Source organism: Planococcus notacanthi (assembly GCF_030407825.1).
Classification (GTDB): domain Bacteria; phylum Bacillota; class Bacilli; order Bacillales_A; family Planococcaceae; genus Planococcus; species Planococcus notacanthi.
The window spans coordinates 225877-238272 of the sequence record NZ_JASDCQ010000002.1; the positions used below are offsets into that span (position 1 = coordinate 225877).

Genomic DNA, 12396 nt, shown 5'->3' on the forward strand with positions numbered 1-12396 from the left:
GAGGAGAAATGATGGCTAAAGAAATTTTCATGCCGAAGCTGAGCAGTACCATGCAGGTCGGCACATTGCTTCAATGGTTCAAAGAAGAAGGGGACCCGGTCGAAGTGGGGGAACCGCTGTTTGAGATCATGACCGATAAGATCAACATCGAAGTCGAGTCCTACGAAGAAGGGATTCTGCTGAAACGCTATTTTGAGGAAGACGATGAAGTACCGATCAACCATGTCGTCGGCTATATTGGGGACGAGGGAGAGGAAGTTCCCGATTCGCCGCCGGGAGAATCCGGTGTCAGCAGCAAACCAGCCGCTGTAGAACCGACAGAACCGCCTGAACAACAGCAAGCAGAAGCAGAATCACCGGGGCAACCCTCTGAACAGCCGGAAAAAGTCCGGGCAACGCCGGCTGCCAGACGAATTGCCCGGGACAACGATGTCCGACTCACAGAAATCGAAGGATCAGGTCCGAAAGGGCGAATTCACCAGGCAGATGTTGAAAAATTTGCCGCCACCGCCACCGCCACCGCTTCCCGCAGTGTTACGCCGCTTGCTGAAAAAGTAGCGAGCGCTCAAGGCGTAGACCTGCAGGACGTTACAGGCAGCGGTCCGCGAGGCAAGGTTTATCGGGCAGATGTAGAAAAAGCCAAACAACCGGCAACTGCCTCTCAAGCTGCACCGGCTAAGCGGGTGAAAATGTCCGGAATCCGGAAAGCCGTAGCGGACCGGATGCTCCACAGCAAGACGACCGCACCGCATGTCACACTCAACAGTGAAATTGACATGGCTGAAGCGGTCGCGCTGCGCAAACAATTGCTGGATCCGATTGAAAAGCAGACCGGTTACCGCATCAGTTACACAGAAATCATTTTGAAGGCGGTTGCCCATGCCTTGAAGCGCCATCCGAACATCAATATTTCATTGGAAGGCAACGAAATCGTCCATCACGCATCCATCAATATTGGACTGGCTGTAGCGCTTGAAGATGGCTTGATGGTTCCAGTGATCAGAGATGCCGACCAAAAAGGCCTGGCTGAATTAACGATAGCGTGCAAAACAGCAGGACAGGCAGCGAAAGGCAACAAACTGAAACCGGATCAACTGTCAGGAGGCACTTTCACCATCAGCAACCTCGGCATGTACGCGGTTGATACGTTCAACCCGGTCATCAACCAGCCGGAATCGGCGATTCTTGGAATTGGACGAATCAATGAAAAACCGGTCGGTGTGGAAGGACAGATTGTGTTGAGGCCGATGATGGGAGTCGGGTTGTCCTTTGATCATCGCGTCATCGATGGTGCCCCGGCTGCGGCTTTTTTGACGGAGTTGAAGTCACTGCTCGAACATCCATTTGAATTACTCATATAAGGGGTAGATCCTATTGAAGACTTATGAAGTGGTGGTCATCGGAGGCGGGCCGTCCGGATATGTGGCTGCCATCAGAGCCGCGAAGCTCGGCAAAACTGTGGCGTTGGTGGAAGCGCGGGACCTTGGCGGGACCTGCCTGAACCGCGGCTGTATTCCTTCCAAGACTCTGCTGCGGCATGCCGAAGTCATCGACAGCATCGAGAAAGCCAAAAGCTGGGGCATTGAGACGGGACCTGTAAAGGTGACGTTGTCCAAAATGATGGAGCGCAAGGACCAGGTTATCCAAACATTACGGAACGGCATTGGTCATTTGATGAAACAGGGAAAAATCGATGTGCTGAACGGTTATGGGGAAGTGGAGCCGGATGGAATCGTTCGGGTGGACCAAAACGGCAGCGAGGAAACGATCAAAGGCGACAAACTTATTTTAGCGACCGGTTCGAAGCCGATTGTTCCGCCCATTCCGGGTCTGGAAGAAGGGCGGTTTCAAACCAGTGATACGATTTTTGGCATTACGGAGCTGCCGGAATCGCTGGTCATCGTGGGCGGCGGCATCATCGGTGTGGAATTTGCCTGTATCTTTGCTGCTCTTGGCGTACCGGTGACCATCGTTGAAATGGGCAGCCGCATTGTTCCGAGCGAAGATCCGCAAGCTGCAAAAGTATTGGCCAAATCATTGAAGAAGAAAGGGATTTCGATCCTGACAGCGACCAAAGTGACAGCAGTGGAGCAGGGAGAGAACGGCCAGACAGTTCACGTTGAAAGTGAAAAAGGACAGTCGGGAGTACTGGACACCGGTATGGTTCTGCTGTCGGTCGGCAGGTCTCCGAATCTGTCGGCGTTCGATTCCCTGAAGTTGGAGATGAACGGGCCGTTCGTGAAAGTGGATGAGCACATGGCCACCAGCTTGCCGAATGTCTATGCCGCTGGTGATTTAGTCGGCAACTGGCAGCTGGCACATGTAGCGAGTGCGGAAGGGTTGGTGGCGGCAGCCAATGCGGCAGGTGAGGAAGAAACAATCGATTATCATGTGGTGCCGCGCTGCGTCTATACCAGTCCGGAAATCGCCAGCGTCGGCATGACCGAAGAAGAAGCGGAACAAAAAGGCATTTCGTTTAAAGTGGTGAAGATTGATCATGCCGGCAACGGCAAGGCGTTGACATTAGATGAAAAAGAAGGGTTCACCAAATTGATTGCGGATACCACCTACGGGGAGATCCTGGGAGTCTCGATGGTCGGATTCCATGTGACCGAAATGATTGCGGAACCTTCCGCCTTTATGCGCCTTGAAGGAACGGTTGACGAACTGGCCACCATGATCCATGCTCATCCGACTGTGACGGAAGCTCTTTATGAAGCTGCCGCTTCCTGGCTTGGAAAAGGTGTGCACTACTAAAAAAACCAGTTGTTGAGCCATCTCAACAACTGGTTTTTTTTGGATAGAAGCTATCGTGTTATTCTGAAGGACGGAGCAACAAGTCTGCCGTTACGTCATCGATAACGAGCACGTCCAGATAGCCGCCTTTCAATGCGGCTCTGATGCTTTCCACTTTATGGGCGCCTTCCACAATGCCGACAACTTGCGGGATTTTTTTGAACTCCTCCAAATCCAGGCCGATGACCAAGTCGTTCAAAGGATGCTGAATCTGGTTGCCTTCCGCATCATAAAAGCGCGAACCGATATCGCCTGCAGCTCCAGCCAGTTTCAATGACTCCAAATCCTGTGGAGTCAGATAGTTCATATCGGCCATCGTCGAACCTTCAAAAGGGTTGCCAAGTCCGACAACCGCCATGTCCACATTGCGTCCTTCTTCCAGCACCATCGCGATGTCTTCCGATTGGATGAGGCGCTCTTTCAGTTCACTGGATTCCACCATGGCGGGTGCATACAGGTAGGAGCAATAAGAGTTCATTTTCTGAGCCAATTGATACGCCAGCAAATTTGAATGGATGTCCACGAATTTCCGGCCCATTCCCCCAACTAACGGAACAATCTGCAAATCCCGATGCTGTTCATACGGATATTCCTGAACAAATTTGGACAAGGTGCTGCCCCATGAAATGCCCAAAGAATGGAGGCCATCGACGTTCTTGGATACATAAGAAGAAGCTGCTTTTCCGAGTGCATGCTTGATCATGTCGGTGCTCAAATGAGCTGCCGGCACAACCAGCACTTCCTTCAGGCCATATGCTTTCTCCAGCTGCTGTTCAAGTTCCACTGTATGGGCGTTTTCGTCTTTAATGTAAATTTCCACAATGCCCATTTCCCGTGCCTTGTTCAGCAATTTTGAAATCACCGGGCGGGAAACGCCCATCTTGCTGGCGATTTGCGCTTGGGTTTGGCCATCAAAATAATAGAGGTTGGCGACCTTTACGATTTGTCTGCGTTCATCCCAATTCATCATCGTTGCACCTTCTCATCCGAGTCCGATTAGCGGCTGCGTAATTCAGTATATTCACCGCTTTCATGCCCCTATTATACGATTAAGGACGTTCATTGTACACCATCCAGAAAAGGAAGAAGCTGTCTATTTTACGGTTAGAAACAGGAAGGCGCAGCAAATTTTCATACAATAGATAAATAAGTGAATTTTCTGTTATCATTATTTTGGAACAGTGAAAACTAAGGGGGAATGGACAGATGCGTTTAGCGACCATCAGACAGGGAAATCAGGAAAACGCAGCGTTGGTGCTTGAATCTGGAGTGGTCCCGCTTAAACGATTGAATGAAATCTTCAACCAGCGATGGGCAACCGATCTGTAAGAATTGATCAAATCAACCCAATTGGACGCCTTGAATCATTGGTATCAGGATGAATTTCAGCAGAAGATAAAAGAGGAAGCCTTTAAGGAACTGATTGTTCCGTTCGATCGGGTCACTTATGCGCCGCTGTATCGGCAGCCGCGGAAAATTTGGGGTATTGGTTTGAATTATCTGGAACATGCCGCTGACTTGCACGAAGTGTCACCCGACACCGAACCGGCAAGCTTTATGAAACCTGATACGGCGATCATCGGTTCGGGCGACACCATTCAAGTGCCTATGCAGTCGGAACGAACCACTGCCGAATCCGAATTGGGCATCATCATTGGCAAAACATGCAAAAATGTATCGGAAGAAGACGCGCTGGATGTGGTAGCAGGCTACACGACAATCATCGACATGACGGCGCAAGACATCCTGCAGAAAAATCCGCGTTATTTAACGCGCGCCAAAAGCTTCGATACATTTTTCAGCTTCGGTCCTCAGCTGGTTACGCCGGATGAAGTGGACGATGTCCTTGAACTGAAGGTGGCGACCATCATCAACGGCAGCGTGCACCGTGAAAATACGGTTTCGAATATGACGTTTCAGCCGCAGTTCCTGATTTCATTCCATTCCCAAGTCATGACCTTGTTGCCAGGCGACATCATTTCAACCGGAACGCCGGGTGCGGTGGTGATCCGACAAGGGGACGTCGTGAGCTGCCGGATCGACGGTTTTGAACAACTGGATAATCCGGTGGAGGACCTAAAGGAGGCTGGAAAGTAAGACTGCTGAAAAAAAGACCGCTGTTTCCCCCGTAGGATGGGAGTACAGCGGTCTTTGGCATGAAAGGGAGCAACCCTTTAAAATGCATATTGGAATAAAGCGTAATAGAGAGGGCCAAGGAGAACCAGCATCATTACACCCGAAATGACGGTCATGGACGCACTTCCGGCTTCCGGTTCGGCTTCCGTAAAATAAGCCTTGATAAAGAAGAAAAACAATAAGTCCCACAACACCACAGCTGCAAGAACCACTTGCCAGACGAATGGCGTGAAAATCTGGTAATGGGTTACAAAACCGAACAGGCCGACCCAGGCGATAACGGAGAATGCCAAATCAATCAGGAAAATAGGGCTCTTATAGCCGCCGTGAATGAAGAATCCGATTGTGGACGTAGCCAAAAATGCAGCGTATATGTACCAAAAAATTTGTATCATGAGCATAATCCCTCTTTCATAGACATCTTATCCATTATAAGAGATGGGGGCAGGAAATAAAATTCTTCCGCTTGTAATTTTTTTCGGACTATAAAGATAAGATTGAGGAGGCATAGGGCAACTGAGCATTATAGAATGAAGAAAAGGAAAAGCCGAAAGCTGAAGAAAGTCGCGTACCGGCATATAATAGAGGAAAGGACAAGACATCGTATAGGCAGTTCAAGTGGAGGAGGGATAGAGATGGAAAGAGCTTATTTTACTTTTGATGAAATGTGGGAAAAAATCATTGCCTGCGACCGGAGATATGACGGCCTTTTTTATACAGCTGTTAAAACGACCAAAATCTATTGCCGGCCTTCCTGCCGCTCGCGGAAACCTAAAAAGATCAACGTCGAGTTTTATTCGACTATGGCCGAAGCCGAAACGAAAGGATTCCGTGCCTGCAAAAGATGCCGGCCTGAAACCGACTATACGCCGGATGAAGAACTCGTCCACAACGTAATGGCTTACCTGACCGCCCGTTATAAAGAAAGCATCAGCCTGCAGGACATCGCAGTTCATGTCGGCCTAAGTCCATCTTATCTGGAACGTGTGTTCAAGCAGGAAACAGCGGAAACGCCGCATGCCTGCCTGGAGAGAATCCGGATCGACAAGGCAGCGCATCTGCTGACACACACCCGTTTATCCAACCTTGACGTCTGTTTTGAAGCGGGATTCCAAAGCCCGTCCAATTTCTATAAAATCTTCCGCAAACGCAAAGCCCATTCACCGAGCGAGTTCCGCAAGTTGAGCGAGGCTGTTCCTTCATGAAGAGAGTGCACGAAGAACAGTATTCAGAGATTGCAACGCCCGCGGATTTTAATTTTGAGGAATGCCTGGTTCATCTCGGCAGGTCGTCGCAGGAGAATTTGTACCGGCTTGATGACAGCGGGATCACGAAACTGTTGAAAATCGGCGGACAGCTTGTGTTGTTTCGCATCGTGCCGGCAGCCGGTGCCTTGCGAATCGAATTTCCTCTTGGCGTGCCGGCTTATCAGGAAAGAGACGAGGTTGCTGCCTATATCGAGGATTGGTTCGATCTGCAGACGGACCTGCAGGGATTTTATGCCATTGCGGAAACAGATCCAGTGTTGAAGAGTGTGGTCCGGCAGCATTATGGTTTGCGGGTCATCGGCGTACCGGACTTGTTTGAAGCGCTGGTCTGGGCAGTAATGGGCCAGCAGATCAATCTGACATTTGCTTACACATTGAAGAAACGGTTCGTTGAAAATTTCGGGGAATCCCTGTTTTATGAAAATGAGCGTTATTGGACATTTCCAAGTGCCGAGAAAATCGCCTCGCTGAACGTCGCTGATTTGCGTGCCTTGCAGTTGACCGTCAGAAAATCCGAGTATATTTTGGGGATTGCGCAAGCGATGGCGAGGGGCGGATTGCAGAAGCAGCGCTTGCTTCAGGAACCGGACATGGAACGCGTGTTACTGGAAATCCGGGGCATCGGCGCCTGGTCAGCCAATTACGTCATGATGAAATGCCTGCACAGCCAGTCGGCCTTTCCGCTCGCGGATGTTGGTTTGCACAATGCATTGAAAGCCCAATTGCAGCTCGACCGAAAACCGACACCGGCAGAAATCATGGAGCTCGCGAAAAATTGGGAAGGGTGGCAGGCATACGCCACATTCTATCTATGGAGGTCTTTATTATGAATCAAATACATCGTGCAGAATTCCAATCGCCGATCGGCATCGTGGAAATCACCGGAACAGATAGAGCAATCCTCTCCATTCTGTTCAGCGAAAAAACCGACGTGGAACATCCAATCGGTCCGGACAGCCCGGCGGTCATCGTAAATTGCCAGCGGCAGCTGGAAGAATACTTTAAAGGAGAGCGTACAGAGTTCAGCATTCCCTTCACTTCTGCAGGCACTGAATTCCAGCAGAAGGTCTGGTCGGCTTTGACCAGCGTGCCGTACGCGGAAACCGTCTCCTACGGGGCAATCGCTAAAGCGATCGGCAGCGATAAAGCCGTGAGGGCAGTAGGGAACGCCAACAGCAAGAACAAACTGACCATCGTCGTGCCTTGCCACCGCATCATCGGGTCGAACGGCAAACTGACCGGCTACGCCGGTACGCTGACCCGCAAAGAATGGCTGCTCCGGCACGAAAAAGAAGTGGAGAAAAAGCGTCAATCTGCTGGTTTGGTATAACGAAATACATGAAGAAAAAACGATAAGACCGCCAATTCGCAGCTGAATTGGCGGTCTTAAAATGTTGTCGAATTGAAGCCTTTATTCCTGTATGGCTTGATTCAACCCATCCTGGTCATCGAATTGGATTTTTCCGATCTTTCCTTTTTCCGGAACAATGGAGTTGCCTTCGAAACTGTAGACACCGGTTTCGCCGGACTCATTTTCATAGTTGACATCGAAAGTGAAATTATAAAGCGTAGGTTCGTTTTCGCTTTGTGTAATTTCAAGGTCATCGGTGTTGAGTGTGTAGTCCTTTTCAGAAAAACTATACGCAAAAGCACCCGTTCTGCTGAAGGTTTCGTATGCATTCGCAGTGAAATAAGGAGCATACGTTTCTTCCATGTAATTCAGCAGTTCCTTGTATTCAGGCGTTTCCTGGAAAGCGTTATATTCTTCCTCATCCATGTCATCTGTCTGGAAAGCCATTGCGGCTTCCCACAATTCTCTGTACTTTTTGTCAGGGCCATTAAACTCTTTCTCGATGACCGCCTGAATCGCTTCTTTATTTTCATCAGCAACATTGTTCTGCTGGGCTTTCCCGCTTTGCGAACAACCGGCGACAGCCAGAGAAACGCAGGCCAGAAGCAGTATAAGCATTGATTTTCTAAAAGATAACTTCAAACCATTCATCACAATTCCCCCTTTTAAAGAATAGGTTAAAAATAAAACCAACCCGCTAAAGCTAAGAAGATGGCACTTAAGATCAGCTTACTGATCAAAAAGGCTTTCTTTTTCTTAACAATCAGCTTCTTTTCCATATTTCCAAGAAAAATAATCATCAACCAAAGGCCTGCGAAAGTCAAAATATACCCTGGGCTGTCCTGGATTTTTAGGAATCGAAGTGCGCCCAAACCGATAAGAAAGAAACCTGCATATCCGATAAGAAAGGAGAGCATAGGGTCCTTTTGTCTCTTTTCCATCAGCGTCCTCCTTTTTTAGTATCCATACCTTTAATACGAATGGAGTCCCAAGAAGTTCCATTTAATATCAAATCAAAAAAAGAACACACTCAGTCCGCGTTTCAGGTTAATGAAAACCATGCGGACAGGGGTGCTCTTTCAATTATTTGGTTGTTTACTTTACCTGGGCTTGCGCTTTTTCGGACTCGTTCAAATCGACATCAACCGAAGTGACGAAATAGCGTTTGGCCTCATCCGTTTTGAGTTCGACTTTCTTTCTGTCGAACAAGGAAACAGTTTCGATTTTCTTCATTTCGCCTGTCTGGATATCTTCTTCATAGATGCGGTAGCCGATAATGGCGTCATCACGCACCGCATGCCAGGAAACATTAAACGCCGTAGCTACTACGTTTTCTGGAGGTGCTGGCTGAGTTGTTTCAAGGCTTGAATCGGAAACCAGCTCGGCGGTCACCACCAGGCGCTCTTCATGGGAGCCGATGTCGCGGTTAAAATCACCCGTACACGTAATAAGATTGATCATCCGTTTGTCCGAGTTGCCGAAAATCTCTTCAATCGGTGCTTCGTCCGTTTCATAGCTGGTCAGGTTTTTTACCTCAAATACCATCTCGCGTCCATCCGGATCCGTCAGAATTACGGTTTCTCCGACTTTTACATCTTTCAATTCATAAAAGACAGCCGGTCCCGTCAAACTGTCGACATGGCCTGCTAGCACGGCATGGCCTTTGGCGCCGGCTTTAAAGCCAGGTTCAAACCAGCCGACCTGATCGACATCTTCCGGCACACCCATTTCGCCATTGTCCAGAATACCGGTCGCTTCGATCTTTGCCCTCACTCCGATGGAAGGAACTTCAATCTGGGCAGGTTCCATGCCTTTGATGCTTTGCTGGCGTTCCCGCTGCAGCATCTCCAATTTTTCCCGCTGTTCCGGAAAGATCGGAAACTCCGCAATCTTATCTGTGTCACTGCCGGAAGCTGTATCCTCAGCTTCTGCTTTCTCACTTTGTTCTTCGGGTTCGACAGCTCCGGCTTGTTCTTCAACAGTCGGACTGGCGGCTAAAGGCTTTAAAATAATAAACAGCACCAGGCATAGAACGATGGCTGTTCCCATGGTGATAAGCTGCTTCATCTGCGATCTCTCCTTCCCAATCAGGAACAGAGAGAGCCAACTTGGCCCTCCCTGAACAATTATTGCTGGTTTTTACTTTGACGATAAGTGATTGTGCCAGCTGCCAATAAAATCATCAGGCTCAATGTAATCCAAAGAACCATGGTGTTTGTTTGTCCAGCTGTGCCGCCAAGCCCTGTTGCCGGCATTTTTTCAGGTGCGGTGTTCTCGAAGTTCTCAGGGAATTGATCGACCACTGCGCCGCTCAATCCTTTGCCGATATCAAACATGATAGCATAGCCTGTGCGGTAACTTTCATAAGATGCTGTGTAATCTCCCGCTGCGTATTGCTGGAACGTGTCAACAACAGATGTTTCATGTGCCTGTACACCGGCAATGGTTTCATCCAAAGGCATGCGGTCTTCAGTTGCGCTGTTCAGGAAGGTGCCAAGGTCAGTCGCAAATGTGCTGGTCAAAGTAGAAGTAGCTTCTTCAACAGCGGCTTGATCGTCAGCTGCTGCAGCGGTAGCCAAATCACCTTGAACGGAAATGTGTTCGTTATTCCACAGCTCGGCAAATTGATTGCTTGCTTCTTCACCGTAGACAGAAGCAAGTGCTGCACGGAATTCCTCGGTGTTCTGATCTTGTGCCCAATCGGCAAAATCAAAGTCATCAGATCCGTTATAGCCTTTGGTCATGCTCAGTTGCGCCAAGGCGAAATGCTCGGCCGCAATGCGGTTCACCGTCGAACGGAAATCACCGGCTGGCGTGTTCGGATCGGAAAACTGGTCAGGAAACTGAGTGGAAATAGCTCCGCTGATGGCACTTCCTGCTCCAAAGATTTGTGTGAAACCTTCCAGGTAAGAAGTATAAGCGGCTTCAAAATCACCGGCTGCGTAAAGGTCGAACGTGTTCTGAACAAAATCTTCGTGTTGGCGAAGCGCTTCAGTCGCTCCGTCTTCCGGCAGGTTGCCTTCAGTTGCTGTGCCAAGGAAGGCACCCATGTCATCAACGAATGACTGGATTTCGTCCAACGCTTCCCCCTGCATCTCTTCGTCGCCAGCTTTAACAGCTGCGGCGTAATCGTCGGTGCCTGTATTGTGCTTGTCAAAAATCTCTACAAAAGCGGCTCCGCCTTCTTCACCATAAACAGAAGCGATGACCGGCTCCATATCTGCTGTGTTGGCATCAAGTGCTGCCATCGCTGCTTCTGCCGCTTCGTCTTCGTCATAAATCTTCATCATCGAATCCACAGCCAGCGCGTAATGCTCCGACAATAAAGAATCCAATGTAGCGCGAAGTTCCACGCCCGTCGTTTCCGTCGGCGGAAGTTCATCCGCGAATGCCGCCGTTCCCATGCCAGGCACTAAAAGTGCGGCTCCCAATACAGGTACCATTACTTTTTTCCAATTCATCTAAACCACTCCTCATTTTTTAATTCTTACAGACATAACGGAGTGGATTGGAAATTAGATCACATTTTTTGCGAGAAAAAGAAGGGTGTTTCGTCCGTGAGCGGATTTTGCTCACGGACACAGGCAGTTTGCTGGGGCAAACTGTTTACATTCGGGTCTTTTCTGTTGGGAATTTGGGTTTTTCTAGGAAATTGGGCGTTTGGAAAGTATTTAGACTGTATTGGAAAGTAAGGAAGCGGTTTTGGAAAGTATTTCGTCTGGAATGGAAAGTATTTAAGGGATTCTAGAAAGTATATCCAATTAACTGGAAAAACCGCTCTCATATAAAGGAATAAAAGATAAAATTTCAGCTTCCAGCAAATAACCTCCCAATATGAAATGAAAAAACCGCCACATTGGGCGGTTTTTTTCATTTTGAACGGACATCTTCGAAGGCATCAAGTTTCTCAACATCTTCTGGAGAAATGCTGAAGTCCAATTGGCTGTTTTCAATGATTCGTGCTTCATTAGTCGATTTCGGAAGCGGCAATGTCCCGTGTTCCAGGCAATAGCGAATGCACAATTGAGCAGGCGTCACGCTATATTTAGCAGCCATCTCCTTGATTTCAGCACTGTCTAAAATCTGTCCGGTTGCGAGTGGCGAGTAAGCTTCGACGATAATATTGTGATGTTTGCAGAATTGCAGCAGCCCCGCTTGATCGCGGCCGATATAGAATGGAATCTGATTGGCCATCGGTACAATGTCGCAAGCATCCAGAAGTGCCTGGATATCGCTTTCGGAAAAATTGGAGACGCCGATTGCCCGGATCTTGCCGTCTTTGTAAAGCTTCTCCATCGCTTTCCAGGATTCGATATTGCTTTCCGTACAATCCTTGCCGATTTCATCCCATGGCCAAGGCGCATGGATCAAGTAAAGATCCAGATACTCTACACCGAGATTCGAAATGGTTTCTTCAAAAGCTTCGAGTGTCACATCATAGCCTTTGGTTTGAGCCGGGAGCTTGCTGGTGATGAAGACATTTTCCCGGGAAATATCGAAATCCCGGATTGCTTTGCCGACGTTTTCTTCATTCTGATAAGCTAAAGCCGTATCAATATGTGTATAGCCATTCTTAAGGGCAGTCGTCACTGCCGCATATGCCTCTTCATTCGGAATCTGCCAAGTGCCGAATCCGATATCTGGAATTTTCACCCCATTGTGGAACGTGAAAAATCTATCGTTTGCCATAGAAAAATTTCCTCCCCTTTGCTCAACGTTCTTTCTCATTGTACTTCTCATACGGTAAAAGGGTCCAGAATTTAGGACGCTGTAGCGAATGAAATCTTCGGAAGGCGAAACTTCCATCATCCTGAACCGTAAAGTTAGATACAGATCGAACAATAG

At 48.6% G+C, this 12396-nt stretch carries 14 protein-coding genes; 7 read left to right on the plus strand and 7 right to left on the minus strand.

Going from position 1 to position 12396, the window contains the following annotated elements:
• Positions 1-11 precede the first annotated feature (11 nt).
• Both QMA01_RS08565 and lpdA read left to right on the plus strand, forming a co-directional pair.
• Positions 12-1361 carry a dihydrolipoamide acetyltransferase family protein gene (locus QMA01_RS08565; protein WP_290214753.1) on the plus strand — a complete coding sequence of 450 codons (1350 nt, stop codon included), beginning with the start codon at positions 12-14 and terminating at the stop codon, positions 1359-1361.
• A 13-nt stretch (positions 1362-1374) separates the two neighbouring features.
• Positions 1375-2757, plus strand: a complete 1383-nt coding sequence (lpdA, locus tag QMA01_RS08570) for a dihydrolipoyl dehydrogenase (RefSeq protein ID WP_290214754.1) — start codon at positions 1375-1377, stop codon at positions 2755-2757.
• 58 nt (positions 2758-2815) lie between these two features.
• Here the strand turns inward: lpdA and QMA01_RS08575 are convergent, their stop codons facing one another.
• Positions 2816-3766 (minus strand): sugar-binding transcriptional regulator, encoded by a 951-nt coding sequence (locus QMA01_RS08575; protein WP_290214755.1) that lies wholly within the window; start codon positions 3764-3766, stop codon positions 2816-2818.
• A 236-nt stretch (positions 3767-4002) separates the two neighbouring features.
• Between QMA01_RS08575 and QMA01_RS18190 the strand changes: the two genes are divergently transcribed.
• Together QMA01_RS18190 and QMA01_RS08580 are read left to right on the plus strand one after the other, a co-directional pair.
• The gene (locus tag QMA01_RS18190) at positions 4003-4125 is read left to right on the plus strand and encodes a hypothetical protein (RefSeq protein ID WP_301610998.1); all 123 of its coding nucleotides are present in this window, start codon (positions 4003-4005) and stop codon (positions 4123-4125) included.
• A 3-nt stretch (positions 4126-4128) separates the two neighbouring features.
• On the plus strand, positions 4129-4893 hold the full coding sequence (locus QMA01_RS08580) for a fumarylacetoacetate hydrolase family protein (RefSeq protein ID WP_301611000.1): 765 nt from the start codon (positions 4129-4131) through the stop codon (positions 4891-4893).
• A gap of 77 nt (positions 4894-4970) precedes the next feature.
• On the opposite strand, the gene QMA01_RS08585 is transcribed toward QMA01_RS08580, so the two are convergent.
• Positions 4971-5327, minus strand: coding sequence for a hypothetical protein (locus QMA01_RS08585; protein ID WP_290183692.1), 357 nt, complete (start codon positions 5325-5327; stop codon positions 4971-4973).
• A 240-nt stretch (positions 5328-5567) separates the two neighbouring features.
• Here QMA01_RS08585 and QMA01_RS08590 point away from each other — a divergent pair, with 240 nt between their 5' ends.
• The 3 genes from QMA01_RS08590 to QMA01_RS08600 are packed head-to-tail and all read left to right on the plus strand — an operon-like array spanning position 5568 to position 7530.
• Positions 5568-6137 (plus strand): bifunctional transcriptional activator/DNA repair enzyme AdaA, encoded by a 570-nt coding sequence (locus tag QMA01_RS08590; RefSeq protein WP_290183693.1) that lies wholly within the window; start codon positions 5568-5570, stop codon positions 6135-6137.
• Positions 6134-7030 (plus strand): DNA-3-methyladenine glycosylase family protein, encoded by an 897-nt coding sequence (locus QMA01_RS08595; RefSeq protein ID WP_290214756.1) that lies wholly within the window; start codon positions 6134-6136, stop codon positions 7028-7030. Before QMA01_RS08590 ends, QMA01_RS08595 begins: the two co-directional genes overlap by 4 nt.
• Positions 7027-7530: a methylated-DNA--[protein]-cysteine S-methyltransferase gene (locus tag QMA01_RS08600; RefSeq protein ID WP_191714696.1), complete on the plus strand. Its 504-nt coding sequence runs from the start codon at positions 7027-7029 to the stop codon at positions 7528-7530. The genes QMA01_RS08595 and QMA01_RS08600 overlap by 4 nt, the downstream gene beginning before the upstream one ends.
• An 81-nt stretch (positions 7531-7611) precedes the next feature.
• On the opposite strand, the gene QMA01_RS08605 is transcribed toward QMA01_RS08600, so the two are convergent.
• The 5 genes from QMA01_RS08605 to QMA01_RS08625 form a co-directional block, all read right to left on the minus strand.
• Positions 7612-8202 carry a hypothetical protein gene (locus tag QMA01_RS08605; RefSeq protein WP_191714697.1) on the minus strand — a complete coding sequence of 197 codons (591 nt, stop codon included), beginning with the start codon at positions 8200-8202 and terminating at the stop codon, positions 7612-7614.
• 26 nt (positions 8203-8228) lie between these two features.
• The gene (locus QMA01_RS08610) at positions 8229-8492 is read right to left on the minus strand and encodes a hypothetical protein (protein WP_191714698.1); all 264 of its coding nucleotides are present in this window, start codon (positions 8490-8492) and stop codon (positions 8229-8231) included.
• A 154-nt stretch (positions 8493-8646) separates the two neighbouring features.
• Positions 8647-9618 carry a class F sortase gene (locus tag QMA01_RS08615; protein ID WP_290214757.1) on the minus strand — a complete coding sequence of 324 codons (972 nt, stop codon included), beginning with the start codon at positions 9616-9618 and terminating at the stop codon, positions 8647-8649.
• A 59-nt stretch (positions 9619-9677) separates the two neighbouring features.
• Positions 9678-11012: a hypothetical protein gene (locus QMA01_RS08620; protein ID WP_290183695.1), complete on the minus strand. Its 1335-nt coding sequence runs from the start codon at positions 11010-11012 to the stop codon at positions 9678-9680.
• A gap of 409 nt (positions 11013-11421) precedes the next feature.
• Entirely contained in the window at positions 11422-12240 is an 819-nt protein-coding gene (locus QMA01_RS08625; RefSeq protein ID WP_290214758.1) for an aldo/keto reductase, read from the minus strand.
• Positions 12241-12396: the final 156 nt, after the last annotated feature.

Coding starts and splice junctions, on each gene's coding strand:
- QMA01_RS08565 (WP_290214753.1), top strand. CDS start 12: ATGGCTAAAGAAATTTTCATGCCGAAGCTGAGCAGTACCATGCAGGTC.
- QMA01_RS08575 (WP_290214755.1), bottom strand. CDS start 3,766: ATGATGAATTGGGATGAACGCAGACAAATCGTAAAGGTCGCCAACCTC.
- QMA01_RS18190 (WP_301610998.1), top strand. CDS start 4,003: ATGCGTTTAGCGACCATCAGACAGGGAAATCAGGAAAACGCAGCGTTG.
- QMA01_RS08585 (WP_290183692.1), bottom strand. CDS start 5,327: ATGATACAAATTTTTTGGTACATATACGCTGCATTTTTGGCTACGTCC.
- QMA01_RS08590 (WP_290183693.1), top strand. CDS start 5,568: ATGGAAAGAGCTTATTTTACTTTTGATGAAATGTGGGAAAAAATCATT.
- QMA01_RS08595 (WP_290214756.1), top strand. CDS start 6,134: ATGAAGAGAGTGCACGAAGAACAGTATTCAGAGATTGCAACGCCCGCG.
- QMA01_RS08600 (WP_191714696.1), top strand. CDS start 7,027: ATGAATCAAATACATCGTGCAGAATTCCAATCGCCGATCGGCATCGTG.
- QMA01_RS08605 (WP_191714697.1), bottom strand. CDS start 8,202: ATGAATGGTTTGAAGTTATCTTTTAGAAAATCAATGCTTATACTGCTT.
- QMA01_RS08610 (WP_191714698.1), bottom strand. CDS start 8,492: ATGGAAAAGAGACAAAAGGACCCTATGCTCTCCTTTCTTATCGGATAT.
- QMA01_RS08615 (WP_290214757.1), bottom strand. CDS start 9,618: ATGAAGCAGCTTATCACCATGGGAACAGCCATCGTTCTATGCCTGGTG.
- QMA01_RS08620 (WP_290183695.1), bottom strand. CDS start 11,012: ATGAATTGGAAAAAAGTAATGGTACCTGTATTGGGAGCCGCACTTTTA.
- QMA01_RS08625 (WP_290214758.1), bottom strand. CDS start 12,240: ATGGCAAACGATAGATTTTTCACGTTCCACAATGGGGTGAAAATTCCA.